13 protein-coding genes are annotated in these 15,895 nt (G+C 45.7%); 5 read left to right on the top strand and 8 right to left on the bottom strand.

Annotation, left to right across the window (positions count from 1 at the left end):
* Nucleotides 1-19 precede the first annotated feature (19 nt).
* Nucleotides 20-352: a tRNA-binding protein gene (locus tag AC6R00_RS04070; RefSeq protein ID WP_004747893.1), complete on the bottom strand. Its 333-nt coding sequence runs from the start codon at nucleotides 350-352 to the stop codon at nucleotides 20-22.
* A gap of 177 nt (nucleotides 353-529) precedes the next feature.
* Here AC6R00_RS04070 and AC6R00_RS04065 point away from each other — a divergent pair, with 177 nt between their 5' ends.
* A complete protein-coding gene (locus AC6R00_RS04065) occupies nucleotides 530-1,531 on the top strand; it encodes a substrate-binding domain-containing protein (protein WP_171322159.1) in 1,002 nt (333 codons plus the stop codon).
* A 52-nt stretch (nucleotides 1,532-1,583) separates the two neighbouring features.
* Here AC6R00_RS04065 and AC6R00_RS04060 read toward each other — a convergent pair whose 3' ends face one another.
* Nucleotides 1,584-2,465: an aldo/keto reductase gene (locus AC6R00_RS04060; protein WP_500639412.1), complete on the bottom strand. Its 882-nt coding sequence runs from the start codon at nucleotides 2,463-2,465 to the stop codon at nucleotides 1,584-1,586.
* Nucleotides 2,466-2,671: 206 nt separating this feature from the next.
* Between AC6R00_RS04060 and AC6R00_RS04055 the strand changes: the two genes are divergently transcribed.
* The gene (locus tag AC6R00_RS04055) at nucleotides 2,672-3,562 is read left to right on the top strand and encodes a LysR family transcriptional regulator (protein ID WP_500639411.1); all 891 of its coding nucleotides are present in this window, start codon (nucleotides 2,672-2,674) and stop codon (nucleotides 3,560-3,562) included.
* 102 nt (nucleotides 3,563-3,664) lie between these two features.
* On the opposite strand, the gene ahpF is transcribed toward AC6R00_RS04055, so the two are convergent.
* Together ahpF and ahpC are read right to left on the bottom strand one after the other, a co-directional pair.
* The gene (gene ahpF, locus AC6R00_RS04050; RefSeq protein ID WP_500639410.1) at nucleotides 3,665-5,257 is read right to left on the bottom strand and encodes an alkyl hydroperoxide reductase subunit F; all 1,593 of its coding nucleotides are present in this window, start codon (nucleotides 5,255-5,257) and stop codon (nucleotides 3,665-3,667) included.
* A 271-nt stretch (nucleotides 5,258-5,528) separates the two neighbouring features.
* On the bottom strand, nucleotides 5,529-6,086 hold the full coding sequence (ahpC, locus tag AC6R00_RS04045) for an alkyl hydroperoxide reductase subunit C (protein WP_004747884.1): 558 nt from the start codon (nucleotides 6,084-6,086) through the stop codon (nucleotides 5,529-5,531).
* A 229-nt stretch (nucleotides 6,087-6,315) separates the two neighbouring features.
* Between ahpC and AC6R00_RS04040 the strand changes: the two genes are divergently transcribed.
* On the top strand, nucleotides 6,316-6,660 hold the full coding sequence (locus AC6R00_RS04040) for a ribosome recycling factor family protein (protein WP_500639409.1): 345 nt from the start codon (nucleotides 6,316-6,318) through the stop codon (nucleotides 6,658-6,660).
* A 45-nt stretch (nucleotides 6,661-6,705) separates the two neighbouring features.
* Here AC6R00_RS04040 and galM read toward each other — a convergent pair whose 3' ends face one another.
* The 4 genes from galM to galE all read right to left on the bottom strand — a co-directional run bounded on the left by galM (nucleotide 6,706) and on the right by galE (nucleotide 11,161).
* A complete protein-coding gene (gene galM / locus AC6R00_RS04035) occupies nucleotides 6,706-7,764 on the bottom strand; it encodes a galactose-1-epimerase (RefSeq protein ID WP_500639575.1) in 1,059 nt (352 codons plus the stop codon).
* 8 nt (nucleotides 7,765-7,772) lie between these two features.
* Complete coding sequence (gene galK / locus AC6R00_RS04030; RefSeq protein WP_500639408.1) at nucleotides 7,773-8,927, bottom strand: galactokinase; 1,155 nt, start codon at nucleotides 8,925-8,927, stop codon at nucleotides 7,773-7,775.
* 97 nt (nucleotides 8,928-9,024) lie between these two features.
* Nucleotides 9,025-10,077 carry a UDP-glucose--hexose-1-phosphate uridylyltransferase gene (locus AC6R00_RS04025; protein ID WP_500639407.1) on the bottom strand — a complete coding sequence of 351 codons (1,053 nt, stop codon included), beginning with the start codon at nucleotides 10,075-10,077 and terminating at the stop codon, nucleotides 9,025-9,027.
* Between the two features lie 64 nt (nucleotides 10,078-10,141).
* Nucleotides 10,142-11,161, bottom strand: coding sequence for a UDP-glucose 4-epimerase GalE (gene galE / locus AC6R00_RS04020; protein ID WP_500639406.1), 1,020 nt, complete (start codon nucleotides 11,159-11,161; stop codon nucleotides 10,142-10,144).
* Between the two features lie 351 nt (nucleotides 11,162-11,512).
* Here galE and ebgR point away from each other — a divergent pair, with 351 nt between their 5' ends.
* Both ebgR and ebgA read left to right on the top strand, forming a co-directional pair.
* The gene (gene ebgR / locus AC6R00_RS04015; RefSeq protein WP_500639405.1) at nucleotides 11,513-12,499 is read left to right on the top strand and encodes a transcriptional regulator EbgR; all 987 of its coding nucleotides are present in this window, start codon (nucleotides 11,513-11,515) and stop codon (nucleotides 12,497-12,499) included.
* 303 nt (nucleotides 12,500-12,802) lie between these two features.
* On the top strand, nucleotides 12,803-15,892 hold the full coding sequence (gene ebgA / locus AC6R00_RS04010; protein ID WP_500639404.1) for a beta-galactosidase subunit alpha: 3,090 nt from the start codon (nucleotides 12,803-12,805) through the stop codon (nucleotides 15,890-15,892).
* Nucleotides 15,893-15,895: the final 3 nt, after the last annotated feature.

Here is a 15,895-nt window from a genome sequence, read left to right as displayed (position 1 = left end):
CTCAGCCGAAAAGAGAACTCTATACAATACGAACCCCAGCAGGCATAGAACGCTCTGGGGTTAACAGAACACTTTGTGATTCATCGTCAGTCTCAGCGCAAAGCAACATACATTCCGAGGTTTCTCCACGCATTTTGGCTTTCGCCAAGTTACACAACACCACTACTTCTTTTCCCATCAACTCCTGCTCGGTGTAATAAGGCACTAAGCTAGTGACGGTTTGCAGCGTCTTTTCTCCAACATCAATTTGAACGATGTAGAGTTTGTCTGCATTTTCGTGGCGAGCGACTTCGATGATTTTTCCTGTACGCATTTCTAATTTTGCGAAGTCGGTGTATGCGATCGTTTCCATGATTAACCTCGAACTTAAAGCTGGTAAAATTTTACTAAAAGACAACGTTTACACTATCAGCAACCGCTTATATTGCAAGTGGTAAAGATCGCATTTCAAGAAACTGAATGCTATACAATTTGCCTTATTTACATTCAAAGGGTTAAATAACCCTAGGAGTATTTTTCGAGGTCACACATGGCAACTATTAAAGATGTCGCCAAAGAAGCGGGCGTATCCATCGCGACTGTTTCTCGGGTCATTAACAAATCACCAAAAGCGAGCAAAGCATCGATTGCTTCAGTGACACAGGCGATGGCCAAACTCGGTTATCGACCAAATGCCGCCGCGAAAGCTTTGGTAAGCCAAAGCAGCAATACGGTTGGAGTATTAGTTGGCGATGTATCTGATCCTTTTTTTGGCACTTTGGTCAAAGCAGTCGACAATGTTGCCCATGAACACGGTAAACATATCTTGATCGGTAACGGCTACCACAGCCCGGAAGAAGAGCGAAAGGCGATTGAACTATTGATCAACAACCGTTGCGATGCCTTGGTTATTCACTCGAAAGGTTTATCAGATGAAGAATTGATCGGCTATGCCAAAGAAGTCAAAGGCCTGGTTTTTATCAATCGCCACATTCCAGAAATGGCCGAGCGCTGCATTGCACTGGATAACCGCCGAGGCGCCTACCTCGCCACGGAATACCTTATTCGCCATGGTCATACTAAGATAGCTTGCGTCGCTTCAGCGCATCGTATTGAAGACTCGGATCAACGTGTTGATGGTTACTTGCAAGCACTACGAGACAACAATATCGAACTTCCTCAAAGCTATATTGAATATGGTGAACCGAACAACGATGGCGGTGAAGTTGCCATGACGAATCTGCTGACTAAATCTTTAGACATCACTGGCGTTGTAGCCTACAACGACTACATGGCCGCGGGTGCGCTGTCGGTGCTAGACGAAAATGGTATCAAGGTGCCGGATCAAATTTCAATGCTTGGCTTTGATGATGGCCTGATCGCTCGCTATGTCAGCCCTCGCCTGACAACGATTCGTTATCCAATCGCGATGATGGCAGAACGAGCGGCGCGTTTAGCGCTGAATCTAGCCAAAGAACAAAGCTCAAACGATGAGGCACTAATGTTCACGCCGACCTTAGTACGCCGCAACTCAGTTGAGAAAGTGACCTAAACGTAATAAAACAAAGGCGTTACCTGAGTAACGCCTTTGTTGTTTTAGGCTTCTAAGCCACACCATGACCTTTCGATGCAACCCAAATTCGGTACCACTGTTCATTGGTCAATGACAGTTCAAGCGCGCCGACCGCAGAGTGAACACGCTCAATGTTACCACTGCCCAAGATTGGGATTGGGTTAGACGGTAGACGCAATACCCATGCAAAGATGACTTGGTCGATCGAGCTTGCACCGACTTCTTGCGCCACTTCTGCCAAGGTATGACGTAAACGGCACATCTGTTCGCTCTCTTCGCCGAAAATACGACCACCAGCAAGACAAGACCAAGCCATTGGCTGTACGCGATGCTGCTGAAGCTGTTCAAGCGTGCCATCTTCCGTCACTTGCAAGTTCACTGGATTGATCTCGACTTGGTTAGTGATCAACGGCTGTTCAACTCTTGATTGCAATAAAGCAAACTGAGCAGGCGTGAAGTTAGACACACCAAAATGCTTTACTTTCCCCGCAGCTTTTAACTGAGCGAACGCTTCAGCCGCTTCATCTGCATCCATGAGTAAGTCAGGACGATGTAGGAGTAACACGTCTAAATGATCGGTATTCAAACGAGTTAACGATTGATCAACGGATTCAACAATGGCGGCTTTACCACTGTTATAGTGATTAACCTGAGGATCTTCACCGCGATAAATTCCGCATTTTGAAACAATCTCAATTTGATCACGCAAACTGCTATCTAGCGCTAAGACTTCTCCAAACATACGCTCACATGCAGAGTCTGGGCCGTAAACAGGCGCGTGGTCTACCGTCGTAATGCCTAGCTCTAGGTGCTGCTTAACAAACGACAGCTGCTGTTGGGTATTCATTCCCCACTCAGCCATACGCCAGTAACCTTGGATCATTGGTGAAAACACCGGATGTGTCTTATTCATCTCTATCCCCCTGATTTATAGACCTCACCATTGCAATATTGCAGTGAGTTTAATCTGTTCTGTACTCAGTATACTGGTACTAAAGCTAGGGATTAAACTAGCTAACAAGAAAAGATAATTCGATATACAGCACAATAGATGAGATTTAATTTCCTATATAGAACGATATAATTAACGACAGATTCAAGAACTCAGGTGAGTCAGATATGCAGAAGATGCACAAACGCTTTGAACGATATGCGTTGTTTAGTGAAGTCGCAAAGCAGCTCAGCTTTTCTAAGGCCGCGGAAAATTTAGGCATTTCACGCAGCTACCTTTCTTCACAAATCAATCAGCTAGAGCAAGAATTAGATACAAGTCTACTGATTCGTTCGACACGCAATGTGCGCCTAACTGCAGCGGGAGAAAAAATTCTCGCTAAGATGCAGTTTATTAATACATCGATCGTCGAGTTAGAAAAAGAGCTCGACCACACCAAAAGCGATGTCAGTGGCCTACTTCGAATTACTGCACCCACCATTTTTAGCCATCGCTTCTTGATCGATATTTGTCATCAATTTCAGCAGCAATACCCTGAAATCGAGTTTGATCTCGATGTCGGTTATAACCGCGAAGATCTGACCAAAAGTCATTTCGACTTAGCAATTAGAGCCACCAACAATCCACCCGACAACATGGTGGCAAAGAAGCTAATTCCTTATCAACACATCTGCTGTGCGTCTCCAGAATATCTAGAGAAACATGGCGTACCCAGTCACCCAGACGAACTGGTCCATCACAACTGTTTGTCCGATCCCAACTTACGTCGCTGGCAGTTTATCGATAATACTAAGAGCATTGAGGTAGAAACTAATGGCGATATGCTGATCAACGACAACTTACTGCTTCTGACGGCCGCGCAACAAGGCAAGGGGATCATAAAAATGCCAAGCTACTTGGTGCAGCCTTCATTAGATAGTGGGCAGTTAATACAACTACTACCGAATTACTTTATTGCCAGAAGCAATATTTATCTCATCTACCCACCGCAACTGCGCAGCAGCAGCAAGCTTGCCGCTTTTATCGACTTCACTCAGAAATGGTTTGAGGGTAAGTAGTCGCAGCACACATACAAAAAAAAGCCACTTCCAATCGCTTGGAAGTGGCGTCGAAATTACCGACAAAATGTTTGCAAATGAATATGGACAGGGATAAGCGCTTTACGCCGTTTCAGCAACCTCTGCTGGAGCAGGTGTGCGAATTAGGTAGTCGAACGCGCCTAAGCTTGCTTTTGCCCCCTCACCCATAGCGATGATGATTTGCTTGTACGGAACCGTAGTTACATCACCCGCAGCAAAGACACCGCTCATCGTAGTTGCACCGTGCGCATCGATTTCAATTTCACCGCGTGGTGAAAGCTCAACCTTAGTACCTTTCAACCATTCGCTGTTTGGCATAAGACCAATTTGAACAAAGATACCGGCTAATTCGATTTTCTTAATCTCACCTGTGTTGCGATCTTGATATTCCAAGCCAGTAACACGGTTGCCGTCGCCTAGCACTTGTGTGGTTTGCGCCATCTTGATGATTTCAATATTAGCTGTCGCATTGGCTTTATCGATCAGAACTTGGTCAGCACGTAGGGTGTCTGCAAACTCTAGAACGGTAACATGTTCAACAATACCGGCTAGGTCAATCGCCGCTTCAATACCTGAGTTACCACCACCGATTACCGCTGTTTTCTTGCCTTTAAATAATGGACCATCACAGTGTGGGCAGTAAGCAACCCCTTTGTTACGGTACTCTTGCTCACCAGGAACATTCATTTCACGCCAGCGTGCACCTGTACTGGTAATCACTGTACGAGCTTTTAGTACTGCGCCGCTTTCAAGCTCAACATGGATGTAACCATCTTCAGTCTGCTCTGCATCGATAATGTTGGCTGCGCGTTGCTCAGTCATTACTTCCACGCCGTATTCTTTAACGTGCTCTTCTAGACTCGCAACTAACTTAGGACCGGTTGTCGCTTTGACTGAGATAAAGTTCTCAATCGCCATCGTATCCATCACCTGACCACCGAAGCGCTCAGCGACGACACCTGTGCGAATACCTTTACGTGCTGCGTAGATTGCCGCTGAAGAACCCGCAGGACCACCACCAACAACCAAAACATCAAATGGTGCTTGTTCGTTTAGGCTGGCTGCTTTTTTCGCTGCTGCACCGGAATCAACTTTGTTAAGAATCTCAGCCAATGACATACGGCCTTGACCAAACAGCTCACCGTTGATGAAGACACTAGGCACCGCCATGATATCGCGTGATTTCACTTCATCTTGGAATGCAGCACCATCAATCATGGTTGTTTTGATTAGAGGGTTAATCGCAGACATCATGTTGAACGCCTGAACTACTTCAGGACAGTTTTGGCATGATAGTGAAATAAAGATTTCCACGTTTAATGCTTGGTCTAGCTGCTTGATCTGCTCAATCACTTCCGCTTCTAGCTTGATTGGGTGGCCACCGCTGTGAAGAAGAGCGAGAACCAGAGAAGTAAACTCGTGACCCATTGGCAAGCCTGCAAAACCAATTGCTGTACCTTGTGCTCGGTTCACAACCTGCATAATTGGTTTGCGTGAGCTTGCGTTGTCGTCACGCGTTACTTGGATTTTGTCTGTCAGTGAAGCGATATCATCCGCCAGTGCTTGGAGCTTGCTTGCTGTTTCGCTTTCATCAAGGCTCAATACAAGCTGAACGTCTGTTTTTAAGTTTTCTAGGTATGCTTTAAGCTGCTGCTTCATCGCTTGGTCTAACATGATATTACCTACTATTCATTTGTGATTCAGATGCGCTCTACTGCGCTGATGAAGCTATATTGCCCTGCGGTCGTAGATAGGTAAATTTGAACGTTTCTATTAGTTTGGTAGGTAAAACCTATCGAAAACTCCACGCCATCAGAATTCTTTTCTGCAAAAAATCAAACGCAAAAAGCCACACCCTATTCGGGTATGGCTTTATCAGTAAGGGCGGTATGCCAAGCTCAATAGGAGCAGAGCAAGGCATACCTGTACAAACCTGGTAATGAGGTTAGATTTTACCTACTAGGTCTAGAGATGGCGCTAGAGTCTCTTCACCTTCTTTCCATTTCGCTGGGCAAACTTCACCTGGGTTTGCTGCAACGTACTGTGCTGCTTTAACTTTACGTAGTAAGTCTTCTGCGTCACGACCGATACCTTCAGCAGTGATTTCCATTGCTTGGATAGTACCTTCTGGGTCGATTAGGAAAGTAGCACGGTCAGCAAGACCTTGACCTTCACGCATCACGTTGAAGTTGTTAGTAATAGTGCCAGTTTGGTCACCTACCATGAAGTATTCGATAGTACCGATCTTGTCAGAAGTATCGTGCCACGCTTTGTGTGAGAAGTGAGTATCCGTTGATACTGAGTAAACTTCTACACCACGTGATTGAAGTTCAGCGTACTTCTCTTGTAGGTCTACAAGCTCAGTTGGACATACGAAAGTAAAATCAGCTGGGTAGAAGAAGAATACTGCCCATTTGCCTTTCACGTCTTGCTCTGTGATATCTACGAACTCGCCGTTTTTAAATGCTGTTGCTGAGAATGGTTTGATTTGTGTGTTGATCATGATTTTACTCTCTTTCTAATCTAGTGTTTGAACGCTGCCTTGCGTCGATGGAGTTATATTGCCCTGACCAGGTTGATAGGTAAATTTGAACGTTTCTATTGCTCTGATAGGGAATCGCTATCAATCGAGATAGAGAAAATCTATCAACTCCACATGGAAATAGAGAGCGTGGCGAATTGAGGTGTGTTGCGATAAAGTGACATCTATTAACCCCCTTAATTGACTCACCATGATTTCCGTTCCGTTAAACAGTTTTGTTCACCGCGTTAACGATAAAGCGCAGGTTATCAGCGCGATTGTTGCTTATGGCTGCCAAGTAAAGCGTATCCGACGCTCTCGACATTGGTTGCTGAGTGGAGAGGAACAAGCGTTAAGAGAACTCAAACAATACTTGGTTACGGAAGATACATTGTGGATTGTGAAAGCGATCGATAAAGCTTTGCCCACTCCCGTTGTTGATCTGTCAGCCATCATTGCTGAGTCACCAAATATCACAATCAATCAGCTCGTTACTCAGTCGGGGTGTTCTCTCTCTGAAGCAAGAGCCGCGATTGACGAATTTGAAGGGTTTTAACGCCAGTTGTCAGACTGGCGTTACTAGGGTCTGTTCGAAGCTAAATTAGAAAGCAAATTGATAGGTGGTTTTATACCTGTATTCCTGTTCTGGGTAGAGAATACAACTTGGTTGCTGCCATTCTGGGTGGTTAGGCGAATCAGGTAAAAATTGGGTTTCCAATGCTACGCCTGCGTAGTCTGCATATTCTTCCCCATCGCGCGCTGGGGTTCCTGCTAACCAATTACCAGTATAAAGCTGCATTGCGGGCTTATCGGTTAACACTCGCATAGTCACTAAGCTGTCTTCACTAACTAGGCTGGCAACAGGTAATGTTAGGTCGCGATTTGGCTCAAACCAATAGCTGTGATCATAGCCTTTCGCCGCTTGCTGTTGTTTGTCTTGCAGCAAGTCTTGCGTGATGCTTTTTGCCACGCGAAAGTCGAATCCAGTGCCACTCACACTTTCCAGCTCACCGAGTGGAATCCCCACATCGCTGGTTGGCAAATAGTAATCCGAACAAACATTCAAAGTATGATGGCGCGCGTCTAACTCGCTGCCCGCTCCATTGAGATTAAAGTAGGCATGATTCGTCAGATTGACTGGCGTTGCTTTGTCGGTGTGAGCAAAGTATTCAATCGAGACGCTGCCGTCGTTATCGAGCTGATAAGTGACAGAGACACTTAGATTACCGGGGAAGCCTTGGTCACCATCTGGAGATTGGAGACTAAAAGTCACCCTTTGAGCGCTTTGCTCGACAATTTCCCAGCGCAGCTTATCAAAGCCAGTGACGCCACCATGTAAGCAATTGCCCGCTTGATTCGTCACCAATTGAACTTGCTGACCTTCGAGATCAAAAAGACCATTGGCAATGCGGTTTGCATAGCGACCAACCGTTACCCCCATGTAACTTTGTTGGCACTCAAAGTCAGCCATAGCCCCTACACCAAGCAAGACTTCGCGCTGCTCCCCGCACGCCAAAGGTAAACGACAACTGAGCCACGTAGCTCCGATGTCCATCAACACAATGCTAACCCCTCTAGCATTGGTCAATTCAATTAACTGAGCAGGATGCCCATCATAGGCAGACTGCTTAGTCATACTCTCAAAAAGAGGATGAGTCATCATTTAAGTTACTCCACCACACCCGCGCCATGTTTAGCTTGGCACACGTAGATAGACTCTTTAAGTCCAGTCGCAGCTTGATATTGTGCTGCAACCGCCGCTTTTACTGGCTCGACAAGTTCAGGTGGCATAACCGCAACAATACAACCACCAAAACCGCCTCCTGTCATACGAACGCCACCTTGCTCACCGATCACTTGTTTAACGATCTCAACTAAGGTGTCGATCTCTTTGACTGTGATTTCAAAGTCGTCACGCATAGAGGCATGGGACTGTGCCATCAACTCTCCGATGCGCTTCATGTCGTGATTACGCAACGCATCAGCCGCTTCGACCGTTCTGTCGTTCTCGCTGATCACATGGCGCGCTCGCTTTGCTACTAACTCATCTAATTCAGACGCCTTAGCAATGAACTGCTCAATAGTGACATCACGCAACGCTTTTACACCAAAGATGCGAGCCGCTTCTTCACATTGCTCACGGCGAGTGTTGTATTCGCTATCGACCAATCCACGCTTTTTGTTCGAGTTAATGATCACCACTGACATGTTTTCAGGCATTGAAACCGCCTGCGTTTCTAGGCTACGACAATCAAGCAGCATTGCGTGGTTCTCTTTACCTTCAGCAGAAATCATCTGGTCCATAATGCCGCAGTTACATCCGACAAATTCGTTCTCAGCTTGCTGACCATTAAGAGCGATCTCAGCCTGAGATATTTCTAGGTTATAAAGCACCTTAAATGTCTGACCAATCACCACTTCAAGCGCTGCTGATGAGCTTAGCCCTGCGCCTTGAGGAACGTTACCGCTGACAGAAATATCCGCGCCACTAAACTCATAACCGCGTGCGATAAGGTACTTCACTACACCACGGATGTAGTTCGACCACATTTTGTCTTGCTGAAAGGTGATCTCTTGGCTGATATCAAACTCATCAAGCTCATTGCCATAATCAACCGAGACGACACGGACTATGTTGTCGTCACGCTTAGCTGCTGCAACGACAGTTTGGTAATCAATGGCACATGGCAGAACAAAACCATCATTGTAGTCGGTATGCTCACCGATCAAATTAACGCGCCCCGGTGCTTGGACAATGTGGCTTGGTGCATAGCCTAGCGCTTGTTGAAAAGAAGCTTTTACGTTTTGGATTAGATCAGACATAGTAAATTCTCAAACTGTTTAATTCTCTAATAGCGGCTCAATCTAAAACCACGATTATGACGCCTCTTAAATACCTGCAACTTAAATAAGACAGAGGCTACTGTTCTTTGTAGTGAATATCGCTCAAATCACGCAGACGCTGCGCGGCTTGCTCTGCGGTTAAATCACGCTGACTTTCTGCCAGCATTTCGTATCCCACCATAAATTTACGAACCGTTGCGCTGCGCAGCAGTGGCGGATAGAAGAGTGCGTGTAGTTGCCAATGTTCAATATCCGTACCCTGTTCAAAGAAAGGTGCGTAGTGCCAACCCATTGAGTAAGGGAAAGAGCATTGGAATAAGTTGTCATAACGACTGGTGAGTTTTTTGATTGCCACAGCCAAATCATCACGCTGGTTTTCTGTCAGCTCACTCATACGGCGAATATGCGTTTTCGGTAGTAGCATGGTCTCAAATGGCCAAGCCGCCCAGTAGGGGACTAGTGCTACCCAGTGTTCGGTCTCCACTACAATACGCTCGCCATCTTTCAATTCAGCTTGAACATAATCGACCAGTAAATTGGTGCCCTTTTCTTGATAGTAAGCTTTTAGATTTTGCTCTTTGCGCTCAATTTCATTGGGTAGAAAACTGTTCGCCCAAATCTGACCATGCGGATGCGGCTGAGAGCAGCCCATGGCTTCGCCCTTGTTCTCAAACGCTTGCACCCATACATAGTCTTTACCTAGTTCTTCAATTTGTTCGTTCCAGGTATCGATCACGCCACGAATTTTTTCAACGGCAAGCTCAGGTAAAGTTTTGCTGTGATCTGGTGAGAAACAGATAACCCGGCTCAACCCTGTTACACCCTGAGTTTTAAACAATGGATTTTCTGATTCGGGCGCCTCTGGTGAGTCAGTCATCAAAGCAGCAAAATCATTGTTAAATACATAAGTGCCTTGGTAATCAGGGTTCACATCACCAGAAATACGCTCATTCGTCGGGCATAAAAAACACTTACCGTCATAGCTTGGCAAATCAGCAGTAGCAGGAGTTTCATCCGCCCCACTCCATGGACGTTTAGCGCGATGCGGTGAAACTAAAATCCACTGCCCTGTCAGCGGGTTGTAGCGGCGGTGTGGATGATCAACTGGGTTAAACTCAATACTCGACATATTACTTACTCAACTTTTAAAAATACCTTTGTGCATTCGCCAATGAAATTGGAGTGCAACCTTGTTACGCAGGGGAATAGCCGTTTGGGTTTTCTGATTGCCAGCGCCATGTATCAGCCGTCATTTCATCGACACTGCGAGTGGCTTTCCAAGCTAAATCTCGCTGCGCTTTATCTGTACTCGCCCAACATTCAGCAATATCCCCTAGGCGACGTGGACAGATTTCGTAAGGAATAGGCGCACCACAAGCTGCACCAAATGCATTCACCATCTCAAGCACACTGGAACCTTTACCCGTACCTAGGTTGTAAACATGTAAGCCCGCTTTATCCCCAACAGATTTTAGCGCTGCAATATGACCATCGGCCAAGTCCATCACATGAATATAGTCACGAACTCCAGTGCCATCTGGTGTTGGGTAGTCATCCCCAAATACCGCTAAAGATTCGCGTCGTCCCACTGCAACTTGAGCAATGAAAGGCATTAAATTGTTTGGAATACCTTGCGGGTCTTCACCCATGGTGCCTGATGGATGGGCCCCCACCGGATTGAAATAGCGTAGTAGCGTGATGCTCCAATCACTCTCTGCATTGAAGAGATCACTCAAACACTGCTCGACCATATATTTGCTGCGACCATAGGGGTTGGTTGTGGCCCCTGTTGGAGAGTCTTCAGTAATTGGCACAGTTTGCGGGTCGCCATACACGGTTGCTGAAGAGCTGAACACAATGCTTTTCACGCCAGCTTTACGCATACAACGCGCCAAGACCAAGGTGCCGTTAACATTGTTATCGTAGTACTCAAGTGGTTTTGTCACCGATTCACCGACCGCTTTAAGTCCAGCGAAATGAATAACGGCGTCGATGTCATGCTGCGCAAACACAGTGTCTAGAAACGCCTCGTCTCGGATATCGCCCATATGAAACTTTGGCTGTTTACCCGTTAACCCTTCAACGCGGCTCAACACTTGTTGTTTTGAGTTAGCTAGATTGTCTACGATAATTGGTTCCATCCCTGCTTCAATCATTTGAACGCAGGTATGACTGCCGATGTATCCCATCCCACCTGTGACTAGAACTTTCACTGTTTGCTCTCCAGATAATCTTGAGCACTAAATACTCAATACTTGATGTTGGAAAAAGTCTACCAATCAAACCGCATACAGATCCGTGATCAAATTCGCATTGTGTAAACGTTTCCACAAAATCATTCATTAGAAGAGGGAAGATATTAGGCAGAAAATGATTTTAACGCTGGGCTTAAAATCCCTTTTAACCCCTGTTTTTATTGGTTTTCTAGCTAACCATCTCTGCAGCTTTACACTCAGGGCAAAGCTGACAACAATTTTTACTAAAAATTAGTACTTCATCAGTGTGTTTGTTTACAATAGAGACCAATAGTTAGATTGCCCGCTCAAAAAGGGATGTAAGAACACATGGCAACACTAAAAGATATTGCAACTGAGGCAGGCGTTTCTTTAGCGACGGTTTCGCGAGTCTTAAACGATGATCCGACACTCAGTGTGAAAGAAGAAACCAAGCACCGCATTCTGGAAATTGCAGAAAAGTTAGAATACAAAACCAGTAGCTCAAAACGTGCTGGACTGGGGAAAAAGCACAATCACCACTTTCTTGCTGTCTACAACTACAAGCAAGAAGCAGAAGTGAATGACCCTTATTATCTGTCGATTCGCCATGGTATTGAGACCCAATGTGACAAATTAGGCATCGAGCTAACTAACTGTTATAACAATGAAATCTATCTTGAAGGCAATAAGGTTACTGGTGTCCTTTTAGTTGGTCGCAGTCATCCAAATGTTTTATCTGAAGTCCAAAAACTCACCGATAATATCTGTTATGTCGATTTCAGTGACGCGAACTGTGAATATGATTCGGTAGACATCGACCTCGTGCGCATTAGCAAAGAAATCACCGACTTTTTCATCGCTCAAGACTATCAACGTATCGGTTTCATCGGCGGTCAAGACGAACCGAATAGTGCCGATATTCGTGAAATTGCCTTTGCAGAATATGGGCAGTTAAAAGGTGTTGTCTCTCTAGATGATATCTACCGCGGCGATTTTACCAGTTCGTCAGGATATGATTTAGCTAAGGAAATGCTCGCTAAACCGGACTACCCTAACGCACTTTTTATTGCATCTGATTCAATTGCGATTGGTGTATTGCGTGCGATTCATGAACACGGCCTTAATATCCCACAAGACATTTCACTGATTAGTGTTAACGATATTCCAACCGCAAAGTTCACCTTCCCCTCTCTTTCAACAGTAAGAATTCACTCTGAAATGATGGGAATTCAGGGAGTTAACTTGCTGATCGAAAAAGCGCGCGATGGACGAGCGCTCCCTTTGCAAGTTTACGTCCCAAGTAAACTCAAGCTGCGAGACACTACCAAGAAGTAGTTCCCACTGCTAATTACTCACATAAAGCGCTGATTTTCAGCGCTTTTTTATTACCTCCCTTTCTCTACCCCAGCGCTTAGTGGTTAGCTTCTACACATTTACTGTTCAATATTCACTCTTTTAAACAGATCACAGCTTTCAGACAATTCAGTCAATAAATCGTGATCAAGTTAAAGTAAAACGTTTTCACAAATTTATTTTAGTAAAACTTTTACTAATATCTTTCCCAGATGCTCAATGAGCAATTATTTCATTACAACGTCGGCATGATCATTCGATCGTTTTAGCCGAGGGAGAGTAAACGTGAACAACTGGGAAAACTTCCTACATCTGCATGAGAACCGTATGGCACCACGTGCTTACTTCTTCTCTTATGACTCAGTGAAAACAGCTCAAACCTTCCAACGCGAACTCAGCAGCCGCTTTATGCTTCTGAGCGGTCAATGGAACTTTAACTTCTTCACTAACCCTCTGTTGGTTCCTGAAGAGTTCTATTCACAAAAGATGACCCAATGGGGCCAAATTACAGTTCCGAACATGTGGCAAATGGAAGGCCACGGCGACCTTCAGTACACCGACGAAGGTTTCCCGTTCCCAATTGATGTGCCGTTCGTGCCAACCGATAACCCAACCGGTGCTTACCAACGCACCTTCACCCTAGGTGAGAGCTGGGATAACAAGCAAACGATCATTAAATTTGACGGCGTTGAAACCTACTTCGAAGTGTATGTAAACGGTAAGTATGCAGGCTTTAGTAAAGGCAGCCGCTTAACCGCTGAATTTGATATTTCTCAGTTCGTTCAGCAAGGTGAAAACCTACTGTCAGTGCGCGTTATGCAGTGGGCAGACTCTACTTATATCGAAGACCAAGACATGTGGTGGACTGCGGGGATCTTCCGTGATGTTTACCTAGTCGGTAAAGAGCAAGTTCACGTACAGGACTTCACCGTTCGCACGGATTTCGCCGAAGATTACCGCGCAGCAACCCTTTCTTGCCAAGTAGAACTGGAAAACTTATCTGCCCTCCAAACTTCGGGCTACGCGCTTGACTATGCACTAATGGATAAAGATCAGGTTGTCGCACAAGGCTCTTGCAGAAACCTGACTATCGATACCACTACACAAGCTCGCTTTGAGATTGAAATGGATGCACCAATCCACTGGACGGCAGAAAATCCTTATCTTTACCAACTGATTCTGATCTTAAAAGACAACCTAGGCAAAACCGTGGAAGTCATTCCGCAACGAGTAGGTTTTCGTGACATTAAGGTGCGCGATGGTCTGTTCTACATCAATAACCAGTATGTGATGCTGCATGGCGTTAACCGTCATGACAACGATCATCTGAAAGGTCGCGCTGTCGGAATGGAGCGTGTAGAAAAAGACTTAGTCTTGATGAAACAGCACAACATCAACTCTGTACGTACTGCTCACTACCCGAACGACCCACGCTTCTACGAACTGTGTGATATTTACGGCCTGTTTGTGATGGCAGAAACGGATGTAGAAACCCACGGTTTTGCTAACGTTGGCGATCTCAGCCGAATCACTAACGACGCAGCATGGGAAGCGGTATTTGTTGATCGAGCAGAACGTCATGTTCATGCCCAAAAAAACCACCCTTCAATCATTATGTGGTCGCTAGGCAATGAGTCTGGCTATGGCTGCAATATTCGTTCGATGTATGAGGCGACCAAAGCGATTGATGACACTCGCCTAGTGCATTACGAAGAAGACCGAGATGCTGAAGTGGTCGACGTGATTTCAACCATGTATTCCCGTGCTCAACTGATGAACTACTTTGGTGAGTTTCCTCACGAGAAGCCACGCATTATCTGTGAATACGCCCACGCAATGGGGAATGGCCCAGGCGGTTTAACTGAGTACCAAAATGTGTTCTACCAACATGATCACATTCAAGGCCACTACGTTTGGGAATGGTGTGATCACGGCATTTTAGCTCGTGATGAAAAAGGCCAATCCTTCTACAAATACGGCGGTGATTACGGTGACTACCCGAACAATTACAACTTCTGTATGGATGGTTTGATTTATCCAGATCAAACGCCTGGTCCGGGGCTTAAAGAGTACAAGCAAGTGATTGCGCCAGTGAAAATCCGCGCTATGGATGAGCAAGCAGGCAAGTTCATTGTTGAAAACAAACTCTGGTTTAGCGACCTCAATGATTACACCATCACCGCAGATATTCGCGCTGAAGGTGAAACACTACGCAGCGTTCAGTTCAAAGTGGAACAGCTTAGCGCGAACTCAGCGCGTGAAATTAATATCGCCATCCCTGAACTTGATGAACGTGAAGTCTTCATTAACTTCACGGTACGCAAAGATACGCGCACTCTGTACAGCGCCGCAAACCATGAGATAGCTATTTACCAATACCAGCTCAAACAAAGCACGGCGATAGAACCAAGCTTCATTAATCAAAATGCGACACCACTTAACGTTGAAGAGAGCCGCCTTAACTACCTGATCTCAGGTAATAACTTTGCGCTTAACTTCTCGAAAGTGAATGGCAAGCTGACCTCTTGGATTGTCAATGGCGAAGAGCTGATTCAATCAGAACCTAAACTGAACTTCTTTAAGCCGATGATCGATAACCATAAACAAGAGCACGAAGGTCTGTGGGAACCCGCTCACCTGCAAATCATGCAAGAGCATTTCCGCACCCTTCACCTTGAGCATCTTGATGGAAAAGTAGAGATCACCGCCACCAGCATCATTGCGCCGCCCGTGTTTGATTTTGGTATGCGCTGCGAATACCGCTACCAAGTGAGTGCTGACGGCCAATTAAACCTAGAACTGAGCGGTGAACGTTACGGCGACTACCCTCATGTCATTCCAGTTATCGGCCTAGATCTTGGTATCAACGGCGAGTTTGACCAAGTGAAATACTACGGTCGTGGCCCTGAAGAAAACTATCAAGATAGCAAGCAGGCAAACCTGATTGATGTTTACCACAGCACAGTTGCCGACATGTTTGAGAACTACCCATTCCCTCAGAACAACGGCAATCGCCAACAGGTTCGCTGGGCGGCGTTAACCAACCGCAATGGTACCGGTTTGTTAGTGAAACCTGAGCAAGAGATCAACTTCAGCGCTTGGTTCTACACCAATCAAAACCTACATCAAGCACAGCACACGATTGAGCTAGAAAAGAGCGGTTATATCACCCTCAACTTAGACCATAAATTGATGGGGCTTGGCTCAAACTCTTGGGGTAGCGAAGTGCTCGACTCTTACCGAGTATATATGGATGAGTTCCGCTACGGGCTGACACTCGTTCCGCTACAAACGGGAGATTGCAGTGCACAGACAATGGCACAGCACCGCTTTGAACAAGGTTTCTTTACTTCAACTACAGCAAATGAGGCATAACCC

This window comes from Vibrio sp. R10-SF1-ISO8 (genome assembly GCF_059833805.1).
The sequence above is the reverse complement of the archived record's forward strand: the minus strand, read 5'-3'. Positions and strand labels throughout refer to the sequence as shown.

Excerpts from the sequence above, each read along its gene's own strand:
- ahpF (WP_500639410.1), bottom strand. The coding sequence starts at position 5,257 with ATGTTAGACCAAGCGATGAAGCAGCAGCTTAAAGCATACCTAGAAAAC.
- ebgR (WP_500639405.1), top strand. The coding sequence starts at position 11,513 with ATGGCAACACTAAAAGATATTGCAACTGAGGCAGGCGTTTCTTTAGCG.
- ahpC (WP_004747884.1), bottom strand. The coding sequence starts at position 6,086 with ATGATCAACACACAAATCAAACCATTCTCAGCAACAGCATTTAAAAAC.
- AC6R00_RS04040 (WP_500639409.1), top strand. The coding sequence starts at position 6,316 with ATGATTTCCGTTCCGTTAAACAGTTTTGTTCACCGCGTTAACGATAAA.
- AC6R00_RS04025 (WP_500639407.1), bottom strand. The coding sequence starts at position 10,077 with ATGTCGAGTATTGAGTTTAACCCAGTTGATCATCCACACCGCCGCTAC.
- AC6R00_RS04055 (WP_500639411.1), top strand. The coding sequence starts at position 2,672 with ATGCAGAAGATGCACAAACGCTTTGAACGATATGCGTTGTTTAGTGAA.
- galK (WP_500639408.1), bottom strand. The coding sequence starts at position 8,927 with ATGTCTGATCTAATCCAAAACGTAAAAGCTTCTTTTCAACAAGCGCTA.
- AC6R00_RS04070 (WP_004747893.1), bottom strand. The coding sequence starts at position 352 with ATGGAAACGATCGCATACACCGACTTCGCAAAATTAGAAATGCGTACA.
- AC6R00_RS04060 (WP_500639412.1), bottom strand. The coding sequence starts at position 2,465 with ATGAATAAGACACATCCGGTGTTTTCACCAATGATCCAAGGTTACTGG.
- AC6R00_RS04065 (WP_171322159.1), top strand. The coding sequence starts at position 530 with ATGGCAACTATTAAAGATGTCGCCAAAGAAGCGGGCGTATCCATCGCG.
- galM (WP_500639575.1), bottom strand. The coding sequence starts at position 7,764 with ATGACTCATCCTCTTTTTGAGAGTATGACTAAGCAGTCTGCCTATGAT.